25 protein-coding genes are annotated in these 24,400 nt (G+C 66.4%); 11 read left to right on the top strand and 14 right to left on the bottom strand.

What is annotated here, in order from left to right; translation table 11 throughout:
• Nucleotides 1–110 precede the first annotated feature (110 nt).
• Nucleotides 111–1,208: a D-alanine--D-alanine ligase family protein gene (locus tag QX041_RS02800; protein ID WP_315714810.1), complete on the top strand. Its 1,098-nt coding sequence runs from the start codon at nucleotides 111–113 to the stop codon at nucleotides 1,206–1,208.
• 25 nt (nucleotides 1,209–1,233) lie between these two features.
• Here the strand turns inward: QX041_RS02800 and QX041_RS02795 are convergent, their stop codons facing one another.
• The 9 genes from QX041_RS02795 to QX041_RS02755 all read right to left on the bottom strand — a co-directional run bounded on the left by QX041_RS02795 (nucleotide 1,234) and on the right by QX041_RS02755 (nucleotide 9,562).
• Entirely contained in the window at nucleotides 1,234–2,433 is a 1,200-nt protein-coding gene (locus tag QX041_RS02795) for an efflux RND transporter periplasmic adaptor subunit (protein ID WP_316164435.1), read from the bottom strand.
• Nucleotides 2,434–2,435: 2 nt separating this feature from the next.
• Nucleotides 2,436–4,802 carry an ABC transporter permease gene (locus QX041_RS02790; RefSeq protein WP_316164834.1) on the bottom strand — a complete coding sequence of 789 codons (2,367 nt, stop codon included), beginning with the start codon at nucleotides 4,800–4,802 and terminating at the stop codon, nucleotides 2,436–2,438.
• Nucleotides 4,796–5,557 (bottom strand): ABC transporter ATP-binding protein, encoded by a 762-nt coding sequence (locus QX041_RS02785; RefSeq protein WP_315714812.1) that lies wholly within the window; start codon nucleotides 5,555–5,557, stop codon nucleotides 4,796–4,798. Before QX041_RS02785 ends, QX041_RS02790 begins: the two co-directional genes overlap by 7 nt.
• A gap of 166 nt (nucleotides 5,558–5,723) precedes the next feature.
• A complete protein-coding gene (locus QX041_RS02780) occupies nucleotides 5,724–5,996 on the bottom strand; it encodes a hypothetical protein (RefSeq protein WP_315714813.1) in 273 nt (90 codons plus the stop codon).
• A gap of 192 nt (nucleotides 5,997–6,188) precedes the next feature.
• Nucleotides 6,189–7,436, bottom strand: coding sequence for a PHB depolymerase family esterase (locus QX041_RS02775; RefSeq protein ID WP_316164434.1), 1,248 nt, complete (start codon nucleotides 7,434–7,436; stop codon nucleotides 6,189–6,191).
• Nucleotides 7,437–7,440: 4 nt separating this feature from the next.
• Complete coding sequence (locus QX041_RS02770; protein WP_315714988.1) at nucleotides 7,441–7,881, bottom strand: CopG family transcriptional regulator; 441 nt, start codon at nucleotides 7,879–7,881, stop codon at nucleotides 7,441–7,443.
• 447 nt (nucleotides 7,882–8,328) lie between these two features.
• Entirely contained in the window at nucleotides 8,329–8,742 is a 414-nt protein-coding gene (locus QX041_RS02765) for a GFA family protein (RefSeq protein ID WP_315714815.1), read from the bottom strand.
• Between the two features lie 14 nt (nucleotides 8,743–8,756).
• On the bottom strand, nucleotides 8,757–9,236 hold the full coding sequence (locus QX041_RS02760; RefSeq protein WP_315714816.1) for an SRPBCC domain-containing protein: 480 nt from the start codon (nucleotides 9,234–9,236) through the stop codon (nucleotides 8,757–8,759).
• Nucleotides 9,233–9,562 carry a metalloregulator ArsR/SmtB family transcription factor gene (locus tag QX041_RS02755; RefSeq protein ID WP_315714817.1) on the bottom strand — a complete coding sequence of 110 codons (330 nt, stop codon included), beginning with the start codon at nucleotides 9,560–9,562 and terminating at the stop codon, nucleotides 9,233–9,235. The genes QX041_RS02760 and QX041_RS02755 overlap by 4 nt, the downstream gene beginning before the upstream one ends.
• Nucleotides 9,563–10,566: 1,004 nt before the next feature.
• Between QX041_RS02755 and murI the strand changes: the two genes are divergently transcribed.
• From murI to QX041_RS02725, 6 genes are all read left to right on the top strand, one after another.
• Nucleotides 10,567–11,364 (top strand): glutamate racemase, encoded by a 798-nt coding sequence (murI, locus tag QX041_RS02750; protein ID WP_316164433.1) that lies wholly within the window; start codon nucleotides 10,567–10,569, stop codon nucleotides 11,362–11,364.
• A 12-nt stretch (nucleotides 11,365–11,376) separates the two neighbouring features.
• The gene (locus tag QX041_RS02745) at nucleotides 11,377–12,150 is read left to right on the top strand and encodes an HpcH/HpaI aldolase family protein (protein WP_315714826.1); all 774 of its coding nucleotides are present in this window, start codon (nucleotides 11,377–11,379) and stop codon (nucleotides 12,148–12,150) included.
• Nucleotides 12,151–12,391: 241 nt separating this feature from the next.
• Nucleotides 12,392–13,216, top strand: a complete 825-nt coding sequence (locus QX041_RS02740) for an acyltransferase (protein WP_316164432.1) — start codon at nucleotides 12,392–12,394, stop codon at nucleotides 13,214–13,216.
• A gap of 213 nt (nucleotides 13,217–13,429) precedes the next feature.
• Nucleotides 13,430–14,047, top strand: coding sequence for a 30S ribosomal protein S4 (rpsD, locus tag QX041_RS02735; RefSeq protein ID WP_011925811.1), 618 nt, complete (start codon nucleotides 13,430–13,432; stop codon nucleotides 14,045–14,047).
• Between the two features lie 204 nt (nucleotides 14,048–14,251).
• Nucleotides 14,252–14,806, top strand: coding sequence for a hypothetical protein (locus QX041_RS02730; protein WP_315714828.1), 555 nt, complete (start codon nucleotides 14,252–14,254; stop codon nucleotides 14,804–14,806).
• Between the two features lie 74 nt (nucleotides 14,807–14,880).
• Nucleotides 14,881–15,948, top strand: a complete 1,068-nt coding sequence (locus tag QX041_RS02725) for a threonine aldolase family protein (RefSeq protein WP_316164431.1) — start codon at nucleotides 14,881–14,883, stop codon at nucleotides 15,946–15,948.
• An 81-nt stretch (nucleotides 15,949–16,029) separates the two neighbouring features.
• Here the strand turns inward: QX041_RS02725 and QX041_RS02720 are convergent, their stop codons facing one another.
• Nucleotides 16,030–17,247, bottom strand: a complete 1,218-nt coding sequence (locus QX041_RS02720) for a serine hydrolase domain-containing protein (RefSeq protein ID WP_316164833.1) — start codon at nucleotides 17,245–17,247, stop codon at nucleotides 16,030–16,032.
• A 109-nt stretch (nucleotides 17,248–17,356) separates the two neighbouring features.
• Nucleotides 17,357–17,695, bottom strand: a complete 339-nt coding sequence (grxD, locus tag QX041_RS02715) for a Grx4 family monothiol glutaredoxin (protein ID WP_315714830.1) — start codon at nucleotides 17,693–17,695, stop codon at nucleotides 17,357–17,359.
• Nucleotides 17,696–17,998: 303 nt separating this feature from the next.
• Between grxD and egtB the strand changes: the two genes are divergently transcribed.
• Together egtB and egtD are read left to right on the top strand one after the other, a co-directional pair.
• Nucleotides 17,999–19,249, top strand: coding sequence for an ergothioneine biosynthesis protein EgtB (gene egtB, locus QX041_RS02710; protein ID WP_316164430.1), 1,251 nt, complete (start codon nucleotides 17,999–18,001; stop codon nucleotides 19,247–19,249).
• 56 nt (nucleotides 19,250–19,305) lie between these two features.
• Nucleotides 19,306–20,277 carry an L-histidine N(alpha)-methyltransferase gene (egtD, locus tag QX041_RS02705; protein WP_316164429.1) on the top strand — a complete coding sequence of 324 codons (972 nt, stop codon included), beginning with the start codon at nucleotides 19,306–19,308 and terminating at the stop codon, nucleotides 20,275–20,277.
• Here the strand turns inward: egtD and QX041_RS02700 are convergent.
• Nucleotides 20,253–21,455, bottom strand: coding sequence for a low temperature requirement protein A (locus tag QX041_RS02700; RefSeq protein ID WP_316164428.1), 1,203 nt, complete (start codon nucleotides 21,453–21,455; stop codon nucleotides 20,253–20,255). The genes egtD and QX041_RS02700 overlap by 25 nt on opposite strands.
• Before the next feature lie 32 nt (nucleotides 21,456–21,487).
• Nucleotides 21,488–21,727: a BolA family transcriptional regulator gene (locus QX041_RS02695; protein WP_315714834.1), complete on the bottom strand. Its 240-nt coding sequence runs from the start codon at nucleotides 21,725–21,727 to the stop codon at nucleotides 21,488–21,490.
• 255 nt (nucleotides 21,728–21,982) lie between these two features.
• Between QX041_RS02695 and QX041_RS02690 the strand changes: the two genes are divergently transcribed.
• A complete protein-coding gene (locus QX041_RS02690) occupies nucleotides 21,983–22,348 on the top strand; it encodes a DUF427 domain-containing protein (RefSeq protein WP_316164427.1) in 366 nt (121 codons plus the stop codon).
• Between the two features lie 82 nt (nucleotides 22,349–22,430).
• Here the strand turns inward: QX041_RS02690 and QX041_RS02685 are convergent, their stop codons facing one another.
• Nucleotides 22,431–22,604, bottom strand: a complete 174-nt coding sequence (locus QX041_RS02685; RefSeq protein ID WP_012045337.1) for a DUF1328 domain-containing protein — start codon at nucleotides 22,602–22,604, stop codon at nucleotides 22,431–22,433.
• Nucleotides 22,605–23,038: 434 nt separating this feature from the next.
• Here QX041_RS02685 and QX041_RS02680 point away from each other — a divergent pair, with 434 nt between their 5' ends.
• Nucleotides 23,039–24,235 carry an acyltransferase gene (locus QX041_RS02680; protein ID WP_316164426.1) on the top strand — a complete coding sequence of 399 codons (1,197 nt, stop codon included), beginning with the start codon at nucleotides 23,039–23,041 and terminating at the stop codon, nucleotides 24,233–24,235.
• Nucleotides 24,236–24,400: the final 165 nt, after the last annotated feature.

Here is a 24,400-nt window from a genome sequence, read left to right as displayed (position 1 = left end):
CCGCATGACGACGTCGCCTTCCACCACACCCGACACAACACCTCAATTGCCACGCGTTGGCCTCTGGCTGTACGGTCGCGCATCGCAGAGATCAGGGCTGGATGAGGACGATGACGGAGACAAAGACGCGCGTGGCGATCCTGTTCGGCGGGCGCTCGGCGGAGCACGACGTCTCGCGGGCCTCGGCGGCCAACATCGTCCGCTCGCTCGATGCCGGTCGCTACGCCGTCACGCTGATCGGCATCACCACCGACGGACGCTGGGTGCTCGCCGACGCTGCGAATGACGGCACGGGCGCGGCGCTGACCGTACCCGCTGACGGCCCGCAGATCGTGCTGCTGCCGGCCGGCCAGGGCCGCGCGCTGGTCATCGGCGACGGCGCCCCGCGCGAGCTCGCCTTCGACGTCGTGTTTCCGGTGCTGCACGGTCCGAACGGCGAGGACGGCACCGTGCAGGGCGCGCTGGAGCTCGCCGATGTCGCCTATGTCGGCGGCCGCGTGATGGGATCGGCGGCGGCGATGGACAAGGACGTCGCCAAGCGCCTGCTGCGCGATGCCGGCCTGCCGATCGTGCCGTTCGTCACCATGACGGAAGCGTCGCCTGTGACCTATGCGGCGGCGGTCGACGCCGTCGGGTCATCCGAGCTGTTCGTCAAGCCGGCCAATCTCGGCTCCTCCGTCGGCATCTCCAAGGCGCGCAACGCCGAGGAGTTCGAAGCCGCCTGCCGCCTGGCGCTGCGCTTCGACCTGAAGATCCTGATCGAGCGCTGCATCAGCCCGGTGCGCGAGATCGAATGCGCGGTGCTGGAGCATGCCGACGGCGAGGTCGCCGCCTCCGAGCTCGGCGAGATCGTGCCCGCCGACAGCCACGGCTTCTATTCCTATGAGGCCAAATACACCGATGCCAAGGGCGCCTCGCTGCACGTCCCGGCGCAGGTCGAACCCGCTCTCGCCGCGCGCATCCGCAAAATGGCCACCGAGGTGTTCGGCGTGCTCTGCTGCGAGAGTCTCGCGCGCGTCGACTTCTTCGTCCGCGGCGAGGAGGTCTACGTCAACGAGGTGAACACCCTGCCGGGCTTCACCAACATCAGCATGTACCCGAAGATGTGGGAGGCCACCGGCCTGCCCCAGCCGGCGCTGATGGACAGCCTGATCGCACACGCGCTGGCGCGCCATGCCCGGCTCAGGCAACTGGCGTCGCAGCGCTGAGGAACGCGTCTGCGGCCGCCGCAGGTCAGCGCGGCGCCACCTTGACGCCGGCGGCGACCCGGTCACTGGGATAGATGATCACGACATCGCCGCTGGCGACGCCGTCGGCCACGGCGGCGAACCGGCCCGAGCGCCGGATGAGCCGGACGGTGCGCAACTCGGCGCGCCCATCCTTCAGCGCGAACACCGACCAGTCGTCACCGCGCTTGAACAGCGCGCCGGTCGGAACGATGGTCGCATCCTCCTGCGTGAAGACGACGATCTGCGCATCGAGCTGATAGGCATCGCCGAGCCGCTGCCATTGCTCGGCCGGCGAGACGATGTCGATCAGCACGTTGACCCGCTGCTCCTCGACGCCGAGCGTGGAGATCTTCGTGAAAGCCGCCGGCTCGACCCGGCGAACCCGGCCCGACAGGCGGCCTGCCCCGCCCCAGCGATCGATCGTGACCTCGGCGCCGGGACGGATCTCGACCGCGTCGGTGCTCAGCACGTCGATGACCACTTCGAGATCACGGGGATCGCCGAGCTCGAGCAGCGCCGCGCCTGGCTGCACCGTCGTCTCGCTTTCCTGGATCACTTTCAGCACCAGCCCGCCGACCGGCGCGGTCACGCTCCAGCTATCCGCCGGCGCATCGGCATCGGTCTTGCTCCCGTAGCGCGCCAGCATCGCCCTGAGCTGGCTGAGCTCGTGCTCGGCGGCATGGTCGGCATATTCGGCGGCGCGCAGGTCACGTTCGGCAATCCGCATCGCGAGCTCGGCGCGCTCCCGCGCCTGCGCCGTCGCGGCTCCGCTGGCGGCCAGGGCCGTGGTACGCGCCAGATCGGCGCTCGCCTGCGCGCTCTGCGCCTGCGCTCGGGCCACCACCTCCTTGGCGCGCTCGACATTGGCCTCGGCCGCACCGAGCAGTTCCTCGACCTCGCGGCGGGCCCGCGGATCGAGCAGCGGCGCCGGCGCTGGCGTGATGGTAGCAACCGCGTCGTCGGTCTTGACCTGGTCGCCGGCCTTGAAGCGGATGCGGCCGAGACGGCCGGCGAGCGGCGCGGCCACGACGTAGCGCTGGCGCACCCGCGTCTTGCCGTCGTCCTCGACGGTGGCAACGAACCGCCCTTTCGTCACCGCGGCCGTCTCCACCGGGACGGGGCCCGGCATCATCATCCAGGCGATGACGGCGGCCGCCGCCAGAACGCTCGATACGATGCCGACGCGGCGCAAAACGGGTGGCATGCTCATTCCCTGGTCTTGAGGGCCGCGACCAGATCGAGCCGATCCACCCTCCTGCGGACGATGATGGCGCTGATCGCGGCGCTGGCCAAGACCACCGCCGTGGCGATCAGGTAGGTCTGCGGCGCGATCACGCCCGGGATCTGGAAGCTCTCGCTGGAATGCAGCCGCGCGATCAGCCCGATGATGGCGTGCGACAGCCATAGGCCGAGCGGAATCCCGACCGCGATGTCCAGCGCGAACTCGCCGAACAGGATGCCGGCGACCTCGCCGCGGGTGAAGCCCAGCACCCGCAGGCTCGCGAGCTCCCAGGCGCGCTCCTGCAGGCTGATGCGGGCGCTGTTGTAGACCACGCCCACGGTGATGATCGCGGCGAAGCCGGTGAGGATGCCGGCGGTGACGAACACGAGGCCCGCGATCTTCTCGATGAAGGATGCGAGGGTGTAGGCCTTCATCGTCACGGATTCGATTTTCGGCATGCTCTTGAACCTCGCGCCGAGCGAAGCCAGCGCCGCCGGCTCGACCTGGAGGCTCGCCGCCGAGATCACCGCGCCTTCGCCGGTGAAGCGGTTGAGCGTGTCGATGTCCATGTAGGACGCCATGCCGATCGCCTCGTCGACGATGGCGCTCACCGGCAGGTCGCGCCGCCGACGGTGGCCTTCCATCGCCTCCACCGTCACGACCTGCCCTGCGCCCAGCGCCAGCCGCTCGGCAAGGCGTCGGGTCAGCGTGATGCCATCGGGCGCCGCGACGATCGGACGACGCGCGGAATCGTGCGGTCGGCGCAGCTCGTCGGCGGCGGCCAGTCCGATCACCGAGGTGAGGTAGCTCTGGTGCCCGGCCCGCAGGCGCACCGGAACGATGCGCTGGCCTTCGATCGCGAGCACGCCGGGCTGGCGCGCCAGGTCACGCAGGATCGCGCGGTCCATCGGATGGATGAAAGTGATCGTGGCGTTGCCGCGCTCGACCAGATTGAACTGCAGTTCGATCATCTCGCCGATGGCGTCGCGCCAGAAGATCCCGAGCACCATCATCGGCACCGCGAAGGCGATGCCGACGATGGTGAACAGCGAACGGAACGGCCGCCCCGCGACGTTGCGCAGCATCATCATCCGCCGCGCGCCGAACGCCGTACCAGGCAGGATGCGCTCGATCCAGGAGCGGCGGAACCCCAGCGGCATCGCGGGCCGCATCGCCTCCGCCGGCGCAAGGCCGACGACCTCCTGAAGCGCCGTGACGACACCGAGGGCGCCCGCCGCGACGCTGATCGCGACACCGGCCACCGCCGCCCATGGCGCCAGCCGAAACGGCAGCTCCGGAAGACGGAAGAATCCCTGATAGCTCGCGATCATGGCATGGCCGAAGCCGACGCCGCCGGCGATGCCGAGCACCGATCCGATCAGCACGATCACCAGCATCAGCTTGAGATAATGGAAGGTGAGCCGCAGCGTCGGAAAGCCGAGCGCCTTCAGCGCCGCGATCTGCTCGCGCTGCGCGGCGACCAGCCGCCCGAGCGCGCCGTTGAGCAGGAACGTGGCGACACCGAAGAAGATGATGGGGATGGTGATCGACATCACCTTCTGCTGGTTCAGCTCGTCCTCGAGAAAGCGGTTCGACGGCTGGTCCCGCCGCGCGATCGCGCCGATCGAGCCATAGGGCTCGAGCAGCCGGTCGAGCTCCTCGATCACGGGCTTGGGATCGACCCCCGGAGCGAGCGCGACCACGGCATCGTTGAACGCCCCTTTCATGTCGAAGGCGGCCTCGGCCGCGCTCCGGTCGACCCACAGGATGGCGTAGAGGCGATCGTCGGGGATCGGCAATCCCGGCTTCACCGCGTAGACATATTCCGGCGACAACGCGATGCCGGAAACCCGGAAGCCCTGCACGCGGCCATTGAGCAGCACGCGGATGTCGTCACCCGGACTGACGCCATTGGCCTCGGCAAACGCCTCGTTGACCGCGGCGCTGCGGGCGGCACCCGGCTCAGGCGCGGCGCCGCGGCGCAGATGCAACCGCGCCAGGGGCTCATCGCCGGCGTGGGTCAGCGACACCAGGCGGGCCGAGACCGGTTGCGAGACGGCCGGCCAATCGACGATGACCTCGCGCACGATGCGCGGCTCGACCGCGACCACGCCAGGAATGGAACTGAGCCGCGGCACCAGCGCCAGCGGCGCCCGCTTCAGCGTGACGAAGATCTGCGGAAACCGGCCGTCGGCATAGAACTGCTCGCAGCCGCCGCGCAGGGACAAATAGGTCGAGACCGAGCCGACGAACACGGCGACACCGGCCGCCACCAGCAGCGCGATCGTGACCACCTGTCCGCGCATCGCGCCGACGTCGCGCCACAGCTTGCGGTCCAGCAGGCTCACCAGCGCACCTCATCGGCCGAGAGGCGCCGCGCATTGCGCGTCTCGCCGACGATGCGCCCGCCGCCGAGCCGGAGCACGCGATCGGCCATGCCGGCGATCGCCGCATTGTGCGTGATGATGATGGTGGTCGTCCCGAGCTGCGCGTTGGCGCGGGCGATCGCGGCGAGCACGACCTTTCCCGTCTCATAGTCCAGCGCACCGGTCGGCTCGTCGCACAACAGCACGTCGGGCGCCTTGACCATGGCGCGGGCCACCGCGACGCGCTGCTGCTCGCCGCCGGATAGTTGCGAGGGAAAGTGGTCGATCCGCCGCTCGAGGCCGACGAGCTTGAGCACCTCGAGCGGATCGAGCGGCTTGTCGGCGATCTCGGTAACCAGCGCGACGTTCTCGAGGACCGTCAGACTCGGGATCAGGTTGTAGAACTGAAACACGAAGCCGACATGCTCGCGCCGGTAGCGCGTCAGCTCGGCATCGCCGGCGCCGACCAGTTGATGATCGCGCCATTGCGCTTCGCCCGACGTCGGGCTGTCCAGTCCGCCGAGGATGTTGAGCAGGGTCGACTTGCCCGATCCCGACGGCCCGAGCAGCACCACGAGCTCCCCCTCGTAGATGTCGAGGTCGACATCGCGCAGCGCATGCACCTCGACCTCGCCCATCCGATAGGTCTTCGAGAGCTTGCGCGCGCGGAACACCGGGGCGGCGCCGGGCCGATCAGAAGGCGCGGCGGGGCCCCCGTCGTTGGTGACGGCCGAACTCATCGGGCTGCGGTTCCTGCACCAAAGGCCCGCGTCGAACGTGCGAGACGTCTCACGCCTGAATCCTCGACATCGGATGACATCCCCGACCATCGGTCGGCAGCCATCGTCATCCGTTGATGCATGTCAAGCGGACCACATCATCACGTGGCCAACGCGCTGATGCCCATCAGACCGCGGTCGCGATCACATACACCAGCACGGCTGCGCCGAGGCAGCGCCGCCAGGGGTTGACGCCGCGCAGGAGTTCGTCGAACGCCCAGACGAAGAGACTGGCTTTGACCAGACAATCCAGATTGGCGCCTGTCTGACCCGGCGGATGCCAGACCCAGCCGACGAGGCTGCCCGCCAGCACGATCCAAAGAGCGGGGTTCGGCATCTGGGCGATCGTGATCTCGCCGGTCGCGCGATTGCGGAAGAACCAGTTCAGGAATCGCGACATCGGACCACCCGCGTTCGTCGTGACATGGTCATTCGCCCTCCCGAGGACGACACCCGCCAAGATAATCGTGCCCGCTTAACGGGGGAGATGCATCATGGTTGCCGGTAGCAGCGACGCGCAGATGTGCAGATGTCTTGACCTCGCAAGACGGAATGCAGCGCCACCGGCATTTTCACGGGCGCCGTTGTCTTGCTAGTCCGCGCATGACTGCGCGAGGAAGAACCGCAGCATCTCCCGCGTCGCATCCGGTCCTTTCGGATCGGTGTAGGATCCGGCCGGACTGCCGCCGGACCAGGCGTGAGCGGCGCCGTGGACGGTCCAGTGCTCCGACGTCACCTTCCCGCTCGGCTCCGTCAGAATCGTCCGCGTATAGGCATGGCCACCGGGCACCCGCCCGTGCACGACCGACGATGTCCCGCGCATGGCGCCGGTCGCCTGCGCAACGACCCGGTCGCCGTTGGCGGGATGCACGGTCGTGTCGCGATCGCCATGGAAGACGATCGTCGGCACAGCCGATCTCCGATCCGCCGTGTGGCCGGCGCCTTGGCGCATCGCCATCAACGCCGAGGGAAGATCGCGCGCGGCCCCGCAGGCGAGACCGGAGTGGACGCCGGCTGCGGCGTAGAGATCGGGATGGGTCGCGGCCATGATGGCGGCCGTGGCGCCTCCGGCCGACAGGCCGGCGACATAGACGCGCCTGGAATCTACAGCATGGTCGCGCATCACCTGGCGGGTGATGCCCGCGATCAGCGACGGCTCGCCGCCCTCGCGCTGCTGGTCGCCGGTGCGAAACCAGTTCCAGCATTTCGACTGATTGGCACCGCTCGGCTGCTCCGGATAGACGACGAAGCAGCTCTGCTCCTCGCCCAGGAAGTTCATCCGTGTGCCGGCCGCGAAATCGTCCGCCGACTGTGTGCAGCCATGCAGCATGACGACGAGCGGAAGCTGACGGCCCTCGGCCCTGCTGGGGATCAACAGCTTGTAGCTCCGGCGTCCCGCCGCATTGCCGAAGCTGGCCTGGACGAATCTTGCACCTTCGGGGGTGGTGTCGCGCGCCGAAGGCGCGCGCAGATGCGGACCTCGCAGGCCGAAGCCCGGCAGCTCGCCGAGATCTTCGCGCCGGACGGGTCGCTGGCGCGCCTGAGCGGGCTTGGCTTGCCATGGCTTGGCTTGCCATGGCTTGTGCGATGGCTTGGCCTGCGTGGCGCGCGCTTGCGCCGGGGCAACCTTCGCGGACGGCCGGTCGCGCTCACTGACGCGCGTCGCCTGTCCCTCGATGGTCGGAGGCGCGAGCCGCGCCGGCACTGATCGCACTGGACTGGCCGCTGCCGCCGGCGAGCCATCGCCGCGCAGCATACGTTGCAGCAACGCCGTGGCCTCGCCCAACTGGCCGGCCCGCGTCAGGCGCGTCGCTTCGCGCATGATCTCTTGGTTCAGCATCGCGCTACCTCATTCTGTCGGCGAGAGCGGCCTTGACCGCGGGGGTGGCATGCAGTGCGCCCAGCACGGAGACCGAGGCGACGGTGGCGCGGGCCAGCTCGGGCGTCACATCGGCGGCGATGGTGGCAAGCCCAAGCACGTTGATTTGCAGCATCTGCCCTGCCCGCTGCGCCGCTTCGAGATCGGCGCGGCTGTAATGCCGCAAGCCGAGGTCCAGGCTGTTGCGCACCGTCGACTGCCTGACCACGTCGGCGTGCCGGTCGAGCTGATTGCGGATCGCGGTGCGGATGAAATCGGTGCGATTGGAATAGAACCCTTCCCGCACCATCAGATCGACCTGACCGAGATCGACGTAGCCGAGATTGACGGTGATCTTCTCGGTGTCCGGAACTTTCCCGCGGAGTGGGTGGACGTTGTCGGGCACAGCGGCATCCAATTCCACCATCCACTGGGATGGTGCATGGATGGCATATGGATGCCCACCGTTGACATTCAAGGCGCAAGCGCAATGTTCCGCCAGGGAACCGGTGATGCCGCGAGCTTCCTGTCGATCCTATCGCCTGCCAGCGCGGCCCGGCTCGATGCAGCAACCGAGGAAAGGGCCGGTCCAACATCGGAGGGGCAAGATAGAGCGTGCAGTCGCCACTGCCCCACCGCCGCGCACGCCGTCGTTAGTGTAGTGCACAGTAACCCCGGGGCCGTAACCCTGGTCATCGTCGAAGGCGGACGATCCAGTACGCCGAGGTTTTTCGGTTCGGTATCTTCTGCAGCAGAATACTGGATGCTCCGCTTTTGGCGGAGCATGACAGCATTGGAGACGGCGAGAGCTCATCCCACGGCCAATTGCCGATTCTCAGGAAATGCTCGTCTCGTTCGCCCCAAGCACCAAGACTCACCGCGGCGGCATCTTCTCGAATTTCGGCAGCGCCGGATCGAGGTGATCCCAGGCGTACCCGGCTGATGTCCACGACACCAGTTGCGGCTTGTAGCGGCCGGGGTCGTCGAGACTGGCCGGCGGGACGATGAACACCTCGGGCATCGCGGGAAATGTCAGGTGAACGTGCGAGCCGCAGGTCGGGCAGAACGCGCGCCGCTTGACGGTGCCGCCGTCGCCGATGCTCTGCCAATGCGACACCTCGCCGTCGACCTTCACCTCCGCCGCGACGAAGGTCAAATGCGATTGATGCCCGGTGCCGCTGTCGCGCTGACATTGCCGGCACTGGCAGTCCAGCATCACGGCCGGCTCGCCCGTAATCTCGTAGCGGACTGCGCCGCAGGCGCAGCCGCCGGCATAGGACTTCGTCATGTCGCTCTCCTTGTTCAATGCGGCCGCTGCGATGACGCCTGTTCGGCGGCGATCTGATCGAGCTTCTTGACGACCGTCTTCCAGCCCTCGCCCATCTTGCGATAGGCGGTGTCATTGGTCGGCAGCACGAAGCCGGAATGCACCAGGCGAAGGCGCGTGCCCGTGTCCGCCTTGGAAAGACTGAAGGTGACCACCGTCTCCAGCTTCGCGCCGTAGCCGACATTGCTGTCGTGGCCGCCCTTCCACGCGTAGGACAGCCGCTCGTTCGGCACGACCTCCAGCACCTCGCAGTGAATGGTGCCATCCCATTCGCCGGCCGGCGTCGTTTGAAAGGTGAACCGATTGCCGATGATCGGCTCAAAGCCCTTGGGCGCCATCAGCCAGCGGCCGATCAGCTCGCCGTTGGTCAAGGCTTTCCAGATGATCTCCGGCGCATGCGGAAAGATGTCCTCGACGACAATGGCCCGCGTATCCGCGTTCACGGCTTGGTTCATGGATCGATGTCCTTCAGCAGGTTTCTCAGATTGGCAAAGCGGTCGCGCCAGAACGCGCCGTAATGGCTCATCCAGTCGGCCAGCGGCTCCAGGCCGCGTGGCTCCGCGCGGTAATAGACCTTGCGGCCCTCGGGGCGCTCGCAGACCAAGCCGGCCTGTTTCAAGGATTTCAGATGCTGGGAGATCGCGCCCTGCGTGACGGTGCTGCCGCGGGTGAGTTCGACGACGGTGATCTCGTCGGCCTCGACGATGCGCTCGAACACCGCACGCCGCGTCGGATCGGCCAGCGCGCGCATGACGGCAGTGATGGGTTCAGGCTGGATCATGGAAAACACAATAGCAGCCACTAATCAATTAGTCAATGCTAATATTACTGGAAAGACCGCCTGGCATTTCGTCATGGCAAGGGGAGTTCAACCTCCACGGCTAAATCGCCCGCTCGAAAATCCGAATTTTTACTCTTCCGTTTTTCAGAATTTGATGCTATGGTGTCGCGTCCCGCCTCACTTGAGGGGCGTTTCGCGATCGTCACGAACGTTGGGTGCGGGATGCGGTGGGCGTGTCGGGTTGCAGCATGAGCAATCATGCCGACGAACGATCCGATGCGCACGGCGAAATCGTGTGGTCCTGGCATCCCGGTGCTGATGCCAAGCCGGCGCTGTAAGTTCGACTAGCGCGCTGGCGACGGGGGCAAGAAAGCCGATCCCCGGGGAGATCACGTATAAGCCGTTCAAACCATTGCGCGGGGAAGGCCGGGATGATCCGGCCCGTACCTGTGGTTCCTGCCGCCTGCATTTTTTTCGCAGGCGGGCCATGGGTGCGACCGGCACCCGGCCTTTCCCGCGCCCTCATTCTGAAGAGGGCGATCAGACGAGCAACACTCGGACGCGGAAGCGGGCGCGAGGATGAGAGCACATGTTTCAGCGTCATTCATGTTTCAGCGTCATTGCGAGGAGCGCAGCGACGAAGCAATCCAGAGTCGTCGCGAGACTCTGGATTGCTTCGCTCGGCATGACGCCTCCATCTCCACTGTCGTCCCGGGCAAGCTGCGGCAACGCGTCAGCGTTGGCGCGGCGCCGCCCCCGGGACCATACTCCGCAGCGGTCGTGTGACGCACGCTGGAGCGTCCAGCTCGCACGCCCAACCCCGCCGGTGGTTATGGATCCCGGCGTTCGCCGGATGACACTGAGATTTTGACAGCCACCGTGGCCCCAATGCGCAGCTTTGAACCTTCGCCCCCGCTGCCCGAACACACCCAAGCGCCTCACTCCCGCCAAATCCCGCAGAAAAACCGACTGAATCCGCCTCCCCGATCCGGTAGACTCGCCGCGTGACCCATCGCCCTACGATTCTCGTCTTCGACTCAGGCCTCGGCGGCCTGTCCGTGCTGCGCGAGGTGGTGCGGGCGCGGCCCGATGCCCACTACGTCTATGTCGCCGACGACGCGTTCTTTCCGTACGGCCATCACAGCGAGGCGGCGCTGATCGCCCGCGTGGTGCCGCTGATGGGCGAGCTGATCGCCGCGCACGAGCCGGACCTCGTCGTGATCGCCTGCAACACCGCCTCGGTGCAGACGCTGGCGCCGCTGCGCGCGGCCTACGCGACGCCGTTCGTCGGCACCGTCCCGGCGATCAAGCCGGCCTGCGCGCAGTCGCAGACGAAGCGCGTCTCCGTGCTCGGCACCAAGGCGACGGTGCAGCGCGAATACACCCACGCGCTGATCCGCGACTTCGCGCGGGGCTGCGCCGTCACGCTGGTCGGCTCGCCGGAACTCGCGTCACTGGCGGAGGCCGCGCTCAGCGGAACCCAGGTCAGCGACGCGGCCATTGCCGCCGAGATCGCGCCTTGCTTCGTGGGCGACGCCGCCGATCCCGCTGATCGCACCGACACGGTCGTGCTCGCCTGCACGCATTATCCGCTGCTGCTCGACCGGCTCGAACGCCTGGCGCCCTGGCCGGTCACCTGGATAGATCCCGCGCCCGCCATCGCGCGCCGCGTCGCCGACCTGCTGGGCCCCTCGGCCGGCGGCTCCGACAATGGCGGCGCCACCATGATCTTCACCTCGAACAAGCCACATCAGCTCGGCCGCGCGCTCACGCCCTATTTCGGCGGCCGCGTCCCGGCCTGACGGAGACCGCCGATGTCCGCAGCGCCCAAACCGCTCAACCGCCTCAAGCAGGCTTGGCGCGACAAGCAGCCGACCTTCGGCGCCATCGCCACCATCCCGAGCATCCAGACCGTGCGTATCATGGCGCAGTCGCTCGACTGGATCATCGTCGACCTCGAGCACGGGCCGATCGATCTCTCGACGGCGCATGCGATGATCACGGCTACCGCAGGCACGCCCTGCGTGCCGCTGGTGCGCATCGCCGCCAACGAGCCGCATCTGGCGAAGGCGCCGATGGACCTCGGCGCGCTCGGCATCAACTTCCCGATGATTTCCAGCCGCACGGATGCCGAGAAGGCGGTCCGTAGCGTGCGCTACCCGCCCCAGGGCGACCGCCTGTGGGGTCCGTTCCACGCCCCCTTCCGCTGGAACGTGTCGATGGCCGACTACATGGCGACCGCCGACGACGACATGATCTGCATGGTGACGATCGAGCATGTCGAGGCGGTCGAGCGGATCGACGAGATCATGGCCACGCCCGGCATCGACATCGCGGTGATCGGCCCGGGCGATCTCGCCACCTCGATCAACAAGCGCGGCCAGCTCGATGATCCCGAAGTGAAATCCCTGATCGCCCGCGCCGAGGCCGGCATCCTCAGATCAGGCGTGCCGATCGGCGGCGCCGCGCGCTCGGCCGATCAGGCCAATGCGATGATCGCGCGCGGTTACGTGGCGCTGGCGCTCGGCTTCGACTGGTCCTTGTTCCAGCGCGGCATCGCCGCGAGCTTCGAGGGGATCAAGCGCTGATTCGCGCCGTTTCGAGCCGCGCTTCATGTTTCAAACGAAAAACAACTTTGGGGGAGAAGACCATGAGGAAGAAGACGATTTTCGGCCTGTCGCCGGCCGTCCTCGGGGGCTGAGGCCAAGCCGCTCGCCTCGCCGGCGCCCTCGAACGGCGCTTCCGTATCCCGGCCTGCGGTGTTAACAGCAGCCGCCGCCGGGGAGCCGGACCAGGCCAAGCAGAACGAACGGGAGCGACAGGTTCAGGATGCGCGGAACCACCAGGCCGATTTCGCTGCACCGCCGTCTGATCATCGATCTGATGCTCGCCTCCCGTGGTGTGCCGTTCGTCTCGCTGGCCCGCGCGATCCAGATCGGGCCGCTGCTCGAGGCCCGCGCCGCGGCCGTCCGCCCGCCCGGTTTCGCCGCGATCTTCGTCAAGGCGTTCGCCCTGGTCGCCCGCGACGAGCCGGTGCTGCGCACGCTCTACACCGGGTGGCCGCGACGCTGCCTCTACGAGCTGCCGCGCAGCGTCGCCACCGTCACCATTGCCCGGGTCGAGAATGGCGAGGATTGCGTGCTGCCGCAGCGCGTCTCCGGGCCGGAGGACATGTCGCTGGCCGAGATCGACGCGGTCATCCGGCAGGGCAAGGAGGCGCCGGTCGGGGACGTCGCCATGTTCCGCAAGATCATGCGGGCGACCCGACTACCGTTCCCACTACGCCGGTTCGCCTGGTGGGTTGGGCTGAATTTCGGCCGCCAGCGCGCCAACTGGTTCGGCAATTTCTCCGTCACCAGCGTCGCCGCCTGTGGTGGCGGCCAGCTTCTCGCCCTGAGCCCAGGACCATTCATCATCAATTACGACGTCGTCCGGCCGGACCAGACCATCGACATCCTGATCCGTTGGGATCACCGGGTTACCGACGGTGCCATGATCGCCAGGACGGCGATCCGGCTCGAGCAGATGCTGAATGGGGAGATCGCGGCCGAACTGCGGGCCTGCCCGGTTCCCGGGCGCGGGCCGGCGGAGGCCGACCTGGGATGCGAGGCGGTGCGGCAGAAAATGACCGTCCTGAGGGGGCCGAAAGGGTGATTTGTCGGCAAAAGCGGCGGTTGCGGTTTGACAAACCGGCGCTTTCTCGCCTAAGACCCCCCTGCTCGCGGGCCGCTTTCGGCCCGCGTTGCGTTTCGCGACCCGTGGCCTTCTCCCTTCATGCTTTGGGGAGGGGCCTGTCGGTGGACCGGATTTCCCGGACACACAGGAGGGCGCGTTTCCTCAAACCCTAACTTGATCGAAGAGGACGCGATGACTAAGCGCAGTGAGGCGAAGTACAAGATCGATCGCCGCATGGGCCAGAACATCTGGGGCCGCCCGAAGAGCCCCGTCAACCGCCGCGAATACGGCCCCGGCCAGCACGGCCAGCGCCGCAAGGGCAAGCTCTCGGACTTCGGCGTGCAGCTGCGCGCCAAGCAGAAGCTGAAGGGCTATTACGCCAACATCTCCGAGCGCCAGTTCCACGGCATCTATGTCGAGGCCGGCCGTCTCAAGGGCGACACCGGCGAGAACCTGATCGGCATTCTCGAGCGCCGTCTCGACACGGTGGTTTTCCGCGCCAAGTTCGTCTCGACCATGTTCGCGGCGCGCCAGTTCATCAACCACGGCCACATCAAGGTGAACGGCCGCAAGGTCAACATCGCGAGCTACCAGGTCAAGCCGGGCGACGTGATCGAGGTCAAGGAAGCCTCGAAGCAGCTCGCCGTGGTGCTGGAAGCGACCCAGCTCGCCGAGCGTGACGTGCCCGACTACATCGAGGCCGATCACTCCAAGATGACCGCGAAGTTCATCCGCATCCCCGCGCTGTCGGACGTGCCGTTCGCGGTGCAGATGGAGCCGCATCTGATCGTCGAGTTCTACTCGCGCTGAGCTTGACCGGACCGCGGTCCGGTCCCATCTGATAATCCGAAGGCCCTGGCATGCGCCGGGGCCTTTTCTTTTTGGGCTTCTTTTCGGATGGGGCGAACCGATTCCCGAATGCCACACCTGCCACGAATTCGCCCCAACCTGGGCTGACAGCTACTCCGTCCCGTGATTCACTGTCTGCAGTTGTAAAGTAGCGGGGCGTTCGCCATGGAGTTCAACAGGCGCAATATCATCTTCGGTGCGTTGCCGACCGATGCGGTCGGTGCCCCGCCTCTGCCGCCGTTGCGGGCGCCGCCGCTCAGCGCTCCGCCGTTACGCGCACGGACATCCGGCGTCCGCTACCGCTTCAACGACGGCCTCTATCCCTCGACGGTCTTCGACCTCCTGGAACGCTCCTGCTGGCACGTCCAGTCCGATGCGACAGCCCATGTGATCCGCCATGTCGGGACCGGGCTCACCTTCGCCGATGCGCAGCTTCGCCACGATCCCTACGCGCTCGAGCTCCTCCACTGTTTCGACGACTCGCGCGAGCTCGCCGACGAATGGCACACCATGCTGGTCGGCTGGGCCGCGGTGAACATGGGCTGGAACATCAAGCGGCAACGCCCGGGCGCCGCGCTGCTTCTTTCACCGTCACGGCAGAGCCCGCTCGAACCCTGGGTGTTCGATTGCACCGAGGCGCCGCCGCTGGTCGCCGAGCCGATCGAGAGCAAGCCGTTGCGGCGGCCGGACATCTGGCTCAACCCGCCGCGCGCGGCGTAATCGAGGAGGCGTTTTGCGGGGGCGATGCGAGTTGGGTAAGGTCCGGGTCGTGATAAGCCGAACGAGGACTGCCGATGTATTACACCCCGCCCGCGCGTGATCCCAAGGCGCCGCCCGTGCGCGTCAATCTGTTGTCGGACACGCAGACCCGCCCGACAGCCGCGATGCGCGAGGCCATCGCGCGGGCCGAGGTCGGCGACGAGCAGATCGGCGACGATCCGACCGTGCATGAATTGTGCGGCCGCGTCGCCGCGCTGCTCGGCAAGGAGGCCGCGGTGCTGATGCCGTCGGGGACGATGTGCAATGTCGCTGCGACGTTGGTGCATTGCCGCCCAGGCGACGAGATCCTGGCACACGAGACCGCGCACATCATCTCGCGCGAGGGCGGCGCGCATGCGGCGCTCGGCGGTTTCCAGGTGACGCAGCTGAAGGGGCCCGACGGACAGTTCACACCGGAGACGTTCCGCGCCGCGCTGCATCCGCGCTCGCGCTACCAGCCGCCGCAGACCGTCGTCAGCGTCGAGCAGACCGCCAATATCGGCGGCGGCACGATCTGGAAGAAGGCCGCGCTCGACGAGATCGCCGAGATCGCCAAGGCGAACGGCATGGCGACGCATATGGACGGCGCAAGGCTGCTCAACGCGACGGTTGCCACCGGCATTCCGGCGGCCGAGATGACCGCAGGCTGGGATTCGGCCTGGATCGATTTCTCTAAGGGGCTGGGCGCGCCGATCGGCGGCGTGCTCGCCGGCAGCGCCGCCTTCATCGACGAGGTGTGGCGCTGGAAGCAGCGGCTCGGCGGCGCGATGCGCCAGGCCGGCGTGGTCGCCGCGGCCTGCATCTATGCGCTCGATCATCACGTCGACCGGCTCGCCGAGGATCACGCCAATGCGCGGGCGCTGGCACGCGGGCTGTCGCAGATCCAGGGCGTCGAGGTCCAGGAGCCCGAGACCAATCTGGTGTTCTTCAAGCCTGACGGCGCCGGCGTGTCCGGCGAGACGATGGTGAGTGAATTGCGCAAGCGCGGCGTGCTGCTGGCGATGATGGACGGCCGCATCCGCGCCTGCACCCATCTCGACGTGACAGCCGCCATGATCGAAGAGACGATCGGCCACGTCAGGGAGATCGTACGCAGGGCATGACCTCGTAGCCCACAGGAGCGCAGCGACATGCGGGCTCACCGATGCAGCCCATGCCCCCGTGCGGCGCTCCGGTCGCCCGGGCTACGCGAGCGCCTCGTAGACCAGCCGCCGCACATCGCTCGCGATGCGGCCGCGCTGCGAGGGAGCCAGCATCATGACGATGACGAACAGGTCGTCGGCGGGATCGATGAAGAAGAACGCCCCGCCGACGCCATCCCAGCCATATTCGCCTGATGGCAACGGAGGCTTCTCCGCGAGGCGCACGGAGAAACCCAGGCCGAAGCCGCAATCGGTGCCCGGAAAATAGAGGTCGTCACGACGAATCCCCGCCCCCACGACATGATCCCGCGTCATGACCGCGACGGTCTCAGGCTTGAGATAGCGGCGGCCGCCAAGCTCACCGCCCGTCAGCAGCATCTGAGCGAACCGCGCGTAGTCGGAGATGGTGCTGATCATCCCCGCCCCGCCCGACTCCCAGCGTCTGGGCCGAATGGGATCGTCGATGCCGGCGATCGGGCGATCGAACCAGTCGCGCGGCGACGGTTCGGCGACGCGGCGACGCTGGCCCTGATCGGCGAGAAAGAACGCCGTCTCGCGCATGCCGAGCGGCCCGAGCAGCCGCTCCTGCTCGAACTCATAGAGCGAGCGGCCGGAGACGATTTCGATCACCCGCCCGAGCACGTCGGTGGAATGGCCGTAGTCCCACAGCGTCCCCGGCTGCTCGGCCAGCGGCAGCCTGGCGAGACGCTCGACGAAGGCGGCGTTGTCGATATCCCCCTCGAACAGATGAGCGTTGGCATAGAGCCTGCGGACGGCCGTCTCGCCATAAAAGCCGTAGGTGATGCCAGAAGTGTGACGCAAGAGGTCGAGAATGGTGATCGGGCGAATGAGCGGCGCACCGCCGACCGTCACCTTCGCGAAGGCTGGAATGTAGCTCGACAGCAAATCGTCGAGCCCGAGCCTGCCGTCATCGACCAGCATCATCGCCGCCACCGACGTGACCGGTTTCGACATCGAGTAGATGCGGAAGATCGCATCCTCCGTCATCGGCGCGCGCGTCGCGGGATCGCGGACACCGAAGCTCCGCAGCAGGACCGGGCTGCCGTGCTGCTGGATCAGCACGACCGCGCCGGGAATTTTGCCGGCGGAGACCTCGTCGCGGAAATAGGTCGAGACCGCCTCGAGGCGCCGCGGATCGAGATCGCGCGGGGACACAACGCCTGCGCGGGCAAGGCACGGCAGCATGGGCGCCGTGAAGAATGCGCCGAGCAACGCTCGTCGCGAGACGAGGCCGTCCATGAGGCCGGCCCCGCCCGTCAGTCTGGCTCTCGACATCGCACGCTGCCGCGCCATCGGCGCGTTGCCGACAATCCCGTCAGCGCCGCGTTGGGGGATGTCCGCGGATAGCTCAGACAGAGGCCGCCGTGCCGACCGGGATGCCCTTGTCGGTGAACAGCTGCTGCAGCTCGCCGCTCTGGAACATCTCGCGCACGATATCGCAGCCGCCGACGAACTCGCCCTTCACATAGAGCTGCGGAATCGTCGGCCAGTTCGAGAACGTCTTGATGCCGTTGCGCAGCTCGGCGGATTCGAGAACGTTGAGGCCCTTATAGCCGACGCCGACATGGTCCAGGATCTGCACGACCTGGCCGGAAAATCCGCACTGCGGAAACTGCGGCGTCCCCTTCATGAACAGGACGACGTCGTTCGACTTCACTTCATTGTCAATGAATTGCTCAATGCTCATCTTCGCTTCCTCTAGGGCGCCTCAAGGAACGCCTGGGGCTCGGTGCGCGCTGATCGCCACCGGACGGATTTCGTCCGCAGCCGACCGTCACTTCTCTATATGTAGCGCAAACCGTTGTTCAACCAAAGTAAAATGCCGAGGATCGGCCGGCGACCCAGGCCCCGGCCGGACCATAGGCTGACGGCAGCAATATTATAGCCGGCACGAGGGTTTCATCCCGTAACCAAGCCCCTATTTAGGACGAACTGTCGAAAGGAACTTGTTCCGTCGAACATCGTTTTCTGCTGGCAAACGGAGACCCTCGTGACCAGTTCTGCCTCCGCTACGGCCCCGATCCCCGTTACTGATGCGCTTCAGAGCAGGTCCGGCTCCCTCGCCGGGCGCCTGACCGAGGCGTACCTCGCCGTCCGGGGCGAGACCGAGCGGCGCGCGGCGCCGCTGAGCCCGGAGGATCAGGTCATCCAGTCGATGCCGGACGCCAGTCCTGCCAAGTGGCATCGCGCCCATACGACCTGGTTTTTCGAGCAGTTCGTGCTGGGCGAGCACTGCCGAGGATATACCCCTTTTCACGCCGACTACGCGTTCCTGTTCAATTCCTATTACGTCAGTGCCGGCCCGCGCCACACGCGGGGCGAGCGCGGCCTGATCACTCGCCCGGGCGTGGCCGAGGTCACGGCATATCGGCGGCATGTCGATGCGGCGATGGTGGACTTCCTGGGCAGCGCCGATACCGCCACATTGACCGCGGTGGCGCCGCTCGTGGAGGTGGGCCTCAACCATGAGCAGCAGCATCAGGAGCTGATGCTGACCGATATCCTGCATGCGTTCGCGCAGAACCCGACGGCCCCGGCCTACGATCCTTCCTGGACCTTCCCTGCCCCCACGGAAACGGGCGAGGATTGGGTTCACCTCCCCGAGGGCATCCATACCGTTGGGCACGCCGGCGATGGTTACCATTTCGACAATGAGGAGCCGGCCCATCGCGCGCTGGTCGGGCCGGTGGGCATCGCGCGCAATCTCGTCACCAATGCCGAGTGGCTCGCCTTCATGGATGACGGCGGCTACCGGACCGCCACACTCTGGCTCATGGACGGCTTCGCCACCGCCAGCCGCGAGGGCTGGCAGGCTCCCGGGCATTGGTACAAGGTCGAGGGCGAATGGCGCATCATGACGCTGGGCGGACTGCGGCCGGTCGATCCCGCTGCTCCGGTGTGCCACGTCAGCTACTACGAAGCTGACGCCTTTGCCCGCTGGCGCGGCAAGCATCTGCCGACCGAGATGGAATGGGAGGTCGCCGCGCGCGGCAACCAGCTCAACGATGCCTTCGGCATTGTCTGGCAGTGGACCCGCAGCGCCTACAGTCCCTATCCCGGCTATCGTGCCATGGAGGGTGCGCTCGGCGAGTACAACGGCAAGTTCATGGTCAATCAACTGGTGCTGCGCGGCTCATCGCTCGCGACGCCGGTGGGCCACAGCCGCGTCACCTATCGCAACTTCTTCTATCCGCATCATCGCTGGCAATTCACCGGGCTCCGGCTCGCCGACTACACCTGAGCTATCAGCATTCGTTGCCCGACAGTCGCGCGTGTGTGCGCGTCCAGGAGAGTATCATGAACGTGCACGTCAACGCGCTGCTCGACGCCCATCTCCCCGACGACAAGACGTCGGCCTTTGCGACGGACGCCGTCGCAGGCCTCAGTCAGCAGCCCAAGCAGCTATCGCCGAAATATTTCTACGATGCCGCCGGATCCGATCTGTTCGAGCAGATCACGCGCCTGCCGGAGTACTATCCGACGCGGACCGAGCTCGGCATCTTGAGGGATCGCGGCGCCGAGATCGCGGCAGTCATTCCCGACGATGCCGCCCTGGTCGAGTTCGGCGCCGGCGCCACCACCAAGGTGCGGCTGCTGCTGGAAAGCTGCCGCTTCGCGGCCTACGTGCCGGTCGATATTTCCGGCGAGTTCCTGACCGCACAGGCCGACAGCCTGCGCCGCGACTTCCCGCAGCTCGCCGTGCACCCGGTCGTCGCCGACTTCACGACGGCGTTCAAACTACCTGGCGCCATCGAAGGCAAGCCGAAGGTCGGCTTCTTTCCGGGATCGACGATCGGCAATTTCGAGCCGCATGAGGCGTGCCGCTTCCTGCGCTCGGCACGCGAGATCTTGGGGACCGGCGCGCGGATGATCGTCGGCGTCGACCTGGAGAAGGACGAACGTGTGCTGCACGCCGCCTACAACGACGCGGCTGGCGTGACCGCGCGCTTCAATCTCAATCTGCTGCTGCGGATCAACCGCGAACTCGGCGGCAATTTCGACCTGTCCGCCTTCGTCCACCGCGCGATCTACAATCGCGAGCAGCACCGCATCGAGATGCATCTGGTGGCGCGGAAGCCGCAAACGGTGCGGCTACTCGGCACCACCATCTCGTTCCGGGCCGGCGAGAGCATTCACACCGAGAACAGCTACAAATACAGCATCGCGCGCTTCGGCGCGCTGGCCCGCGGATCCGGCTGGAAAGTCCAGACCGTGTGGACGGATGCCGAGAAGATGTTCTCGGTTCAGGCGCTCGTCGCCGAGGCGTGAGGCTCCGGCTTCGACCGCAACGACAGCGTCTCCCACAGCGCGACGATCGCCAGTAGCGCGCTCGTCAGCGCCGAAAGCACGAGAGGCGACAGTCCGGTCGCGAACCAGCCGAGCCCGATCAGCGCGAGCAGTCCGGCGCCGTGCGACAGCTGCAGGAAGCCGCGGATGTTGAACTTGAAGAGGATGGTCCCGAGCAGAAACACGAACGGACCGCCGATCGTCGTCGCCGCCGTATTCAGGTCGGTATGCCCGAGCGGGTGCTTCAGGACGATCTCGTCCGACACCGCCGAAACGATGATGCCGGCGACAATCGGCATGTGCAAGTAGGTGTAGGCCGAGCGCGCCATCAGCCCGGATTGGGCCGACTGCGAAATCACTTCCGATCCCGCCTCAGCGCCGCGGTTGAAATACACCGCCCACATCGCCACCGTGCCGATGAAGGCGCTGGCGAAAGCGGCAATGTTGGCTCCAGTCCAGTCGAGCTCGGCAAAGGTCGCGCCGGTGACGACGATGGATTCGCCGAGCGCGATGATGATGAACAGCGCACATCGCTCCGCCATGTGGCCGCCTTCGACCATCCAGTCCTCGACGGTGGATGCACCCAGCCCGGGCACCCAGAAGCGGACGGCCGGCGACACATATTCCAGGGTGAGCGCCGCCCCCCACAGCCCCATCCGCGCCGGGCCCTCGGCAAGGCCGCCGAGCAGCCAGAGCACGGCGGAGGCACTGAGCCAGGAGAGAATGCGGGCGGCGTTGCGGCGGACGGCAGATCGCTGCGGCGGCGTCGCGGTCAGCCAGAACGCGGTCCGGCCGACCTGCATGGCGGCGTAGGCCATGGCGAACCACAGGCCGCGGTCCTCGAACGCCCGCGGGATCGACATCGACAGAACGAGGCCCGCCAGCATCAGCGCGAACAAGAGACCTCGGACCAGCGCCTTCTCGGGATCGAGCCAGTTGGTAACCCAGGCGGTGTAGACCCACACCCACCAGACCGCAAGAAACAGAACGGCCGTCTGGGCGGCGCCGAGCGGCGAGAAATGGCCGATCAGATAGTGCGAGATCTGCGTGACCGCGTAGACGAAGACGAGATCGAAGAACAGCTCGACGAACGTGACCCGGCTGTGCCGGTTCGGCTCGATGACGCGAAACAGCGCACCACGCGGATTGTCCACCGCCATCTCCCCCGGATGCGCGATCTCCCCCTAAGCAGTCAGCGCTGGTCCGGCACCCCGGTCTGCAGGGCCAGAGCATGCAGCACGTCACCCATCTGGCCGCGCAGCGATTGATAGACGAGCTGATGCTGCTGAACGCGGGATTTGCCGCGGAACGATTCCGAGATCACCGTCGCGGCGTAATGGTCGCCGTCGCCAGCGAGATCGCGAATCGTCACCTGTGCGTCAGGGATGGCAGACTTGATCATCTGCTCGATATCGTGGGCATCCATGGGCATCCCGGTGCATCTCCTTGTGTCGGGCAGGCGCCGCATCCCGTGGACGATGTAGCCCGCAGGGCCTGCGGCTTGGCTGCAGCTCCCATCAGTGGCCCGCGGAGCGCGGCGAATCAAGGCGTTCTCGCGGGACCGTGATAGTGAAATCTAGCGCGAACCGCTTTCGAGGTCACGCGCGGAACCACTATATACCGGGACCAGACGAGATGCGTCGGACTGGGTGACGCACCCAAATGGCCGAATCGCGAGGACGACGACATGAAGCTTCCAGGACCGGATCATCCGATCACCGTCACCCCCAATCCGAAACGCGTACGGGTGATCGCCGACGGCGTCGTGATTGCCGACACCACCCGCGCGTTGACGCTGAAGGAAGCGAGCTACCCCGCGGTTCAATACGTGCCGCGGGCCGACGCCAACATGGCGACCTTGCACAAGACTGATCGTGTCACCCATTGTCCGTACAAGGGGGATGCGAGCTATTTCAGCGTCATCGCCAACGGCAAGACATTGGACAATGCGATCTGGAGCTACGAGGCGCCCTTCCCGGCGATGACCGAGATCTCGGGCCACCTGGCGTTCTATCCGGACAAGGTACGGATCGAGGAGGTCGCAGCTGATTGAACTGCGGTGACAGCCCGCCGCGCGGCCGGCACGAGGCCCATACCGGCGCGGCGGTCGTTTCGATCACTGACCTGATGGCGTGCTACACTCTAAAAATCGTAAGCCCGAGAATCAGCAGCACGAGGAAGATCACCAGGAAGATATAGAACAGGATCCGCGCAATGTCGGCGGAAGCTGCCGAGATGCCGGTGAAGCCGAGAATACCGGCCACCACCGAGATCACGAAGAACAGCAGCGCCCATTTGAGAATAGTCACGGTATGGTCCTCCGGTTCTGCGCCATGCCGGCGCGGCGCCTCACTAACGATGACGCGGGGAACCGGTTCCTTCGGCCATCGGTCCCGGTGCCGAAGAAATGCGCAACCCACGACAGTCCCGGCCGTAACTTCGTAGGTCGTTGGTTCGTAAGGATATCGGGAGCGGAAATCGGCAGAGTGTGTGAGAAACCGGCTTGCGGACCGCGGCACTTGCTGATTTGCAGCACCAACGACGACATCTGGTAGTCCGGCGCCGTCATTCGCTCGCTTTTGGGCGACTCCAGCAAATGGCGGTGCCAGAGGGTCACACGAGCTCATCCACTCATTCCAGCTCGCGCAGCCTGGACGACGTTTGCATGACGCCCCGCGGCGAAGGGGGGATGCGATCGTCACATCCGCTGCACGGGCCGGGCAGCAGCGACGCCGGGGGGCGTATGGTCATATCGGTTACACAATCGGCGGCGGCCGCAAAGGTCGAGCTTCAGGCCCGCCCGCGCGCCCGGGCACGCAACGCCGCGCTCGATCACGCCCGGACATTCCTGACGCTGGTGGTGCTGCTCCACCACGCCGTGATTCCCTATACCTATTTCGGGCACACCGATCCGACGTCCTTCCTCGGTTTCGACGCCATCGTGCTGGCCACCGACAGCTTCTTCATGGCCATGTTCTTCTTTCTGTCGGGCCTGTTCGTGTGGTCGGGCCTTGCCCACAAGTCGACGCTGCAGTTCCTGCGTGACCGGCTATTGCGCCTTGGCCTGCCCTTCGCCATCGCGGCCCTGACCGTCATTCCGCTTGCCTATTACGCGATCGAGCTGCGCGCCAATCCCGACGCCAGCTTCGCTGCCTTCTGGTGGAAGACGGTCACGGTCGGTCCATGGCCGAGCGGACCGATCTGGTTCATCTGGGTGCTGCTGGCGTTCGACACCTCGGCAGCCCTTTTGTACCGCGTCTCGCCGCGCCTGCTGGATCCGGTCAATCGGCTGTCGCGGCGCGCCTTCGAGCATCCGCGCGACTTCTTCTTCGTCTTCCTGCTGATCACGGGCGGGCTCTACATCCCGTCCCGGCTCTATTTCGGCCCGACGTTGTGGTTCGAGGCAGGGCCGCTCTCGGTGCAGGCCAGCCGCGTCTTGCTCTACGCCGCCTATTTCTACGTCGGGGCTGGCATCGGCTCGGCCAATTTCGAACGCGGCCTGCTGGCCGCAGAAGGGCAGATGTCGCAGCGCGGACTCGGGGCCTGGATCGTGGTCACGCTCGTGCCCTATGCGCTGCTCTGGGTGCTCATCACGATCAAGCGCCAAGTGCTGGGCAATCCGCCCGTGTTGCCGCAATGGTACGAGGCGGCCTATGGCTTCTTGTTCGTCATCTTCAGCGCCGCGATCCTGTTTGCGATCCTGTCCTACTTCCTGAACAACCGGCGCTCGGAATTCTCCGTGCTCGATCGCATGCAGGCCGATGCCTATGGCATGTTCCTGGTGCACTATCCGATCGTGCTGTGGATCCAGTACTGGCTGTTCGACTTCGGCCTGCCAGCCATCGCCAAGGCGACGATCGCCTTTGTCGGCAGCATGCTGCTGAGCTGGGGCGCGACCTGGGTGCTCAGGCAGATTCCGGGGGCGAAGAACGTGTTGTAGGACGGTCCTGCCTCCTCCGTCATTGCGAGGAGCGCAGCGACGACGCAATCCAGACCGCATCCGCGGATGGCGGTCCTGGATTGCTAAGCTGCGCCCGCAATGACGCTGGGCAAGGCCAACGCTCTCACGACGAACTCCGTCGTCGTTTGCCAGCGTGCCTGACTG

Source organism: Bradyrhizobium sp. SZCCHNRI2009 (assembly GCF_032485115.1).
Classification (GTDB): domain Bacteria; phylum Pseudomonadota; class Alphaproteobacteria; order Rhizobiales; family Xanthobacteraceae; genus Bradyrhizobium.
The sequence above is the reverse complement of the archived record's forward strand: the minus strand, read 5'-3'. Positions and strand labels throughout refer to the sequence as shown.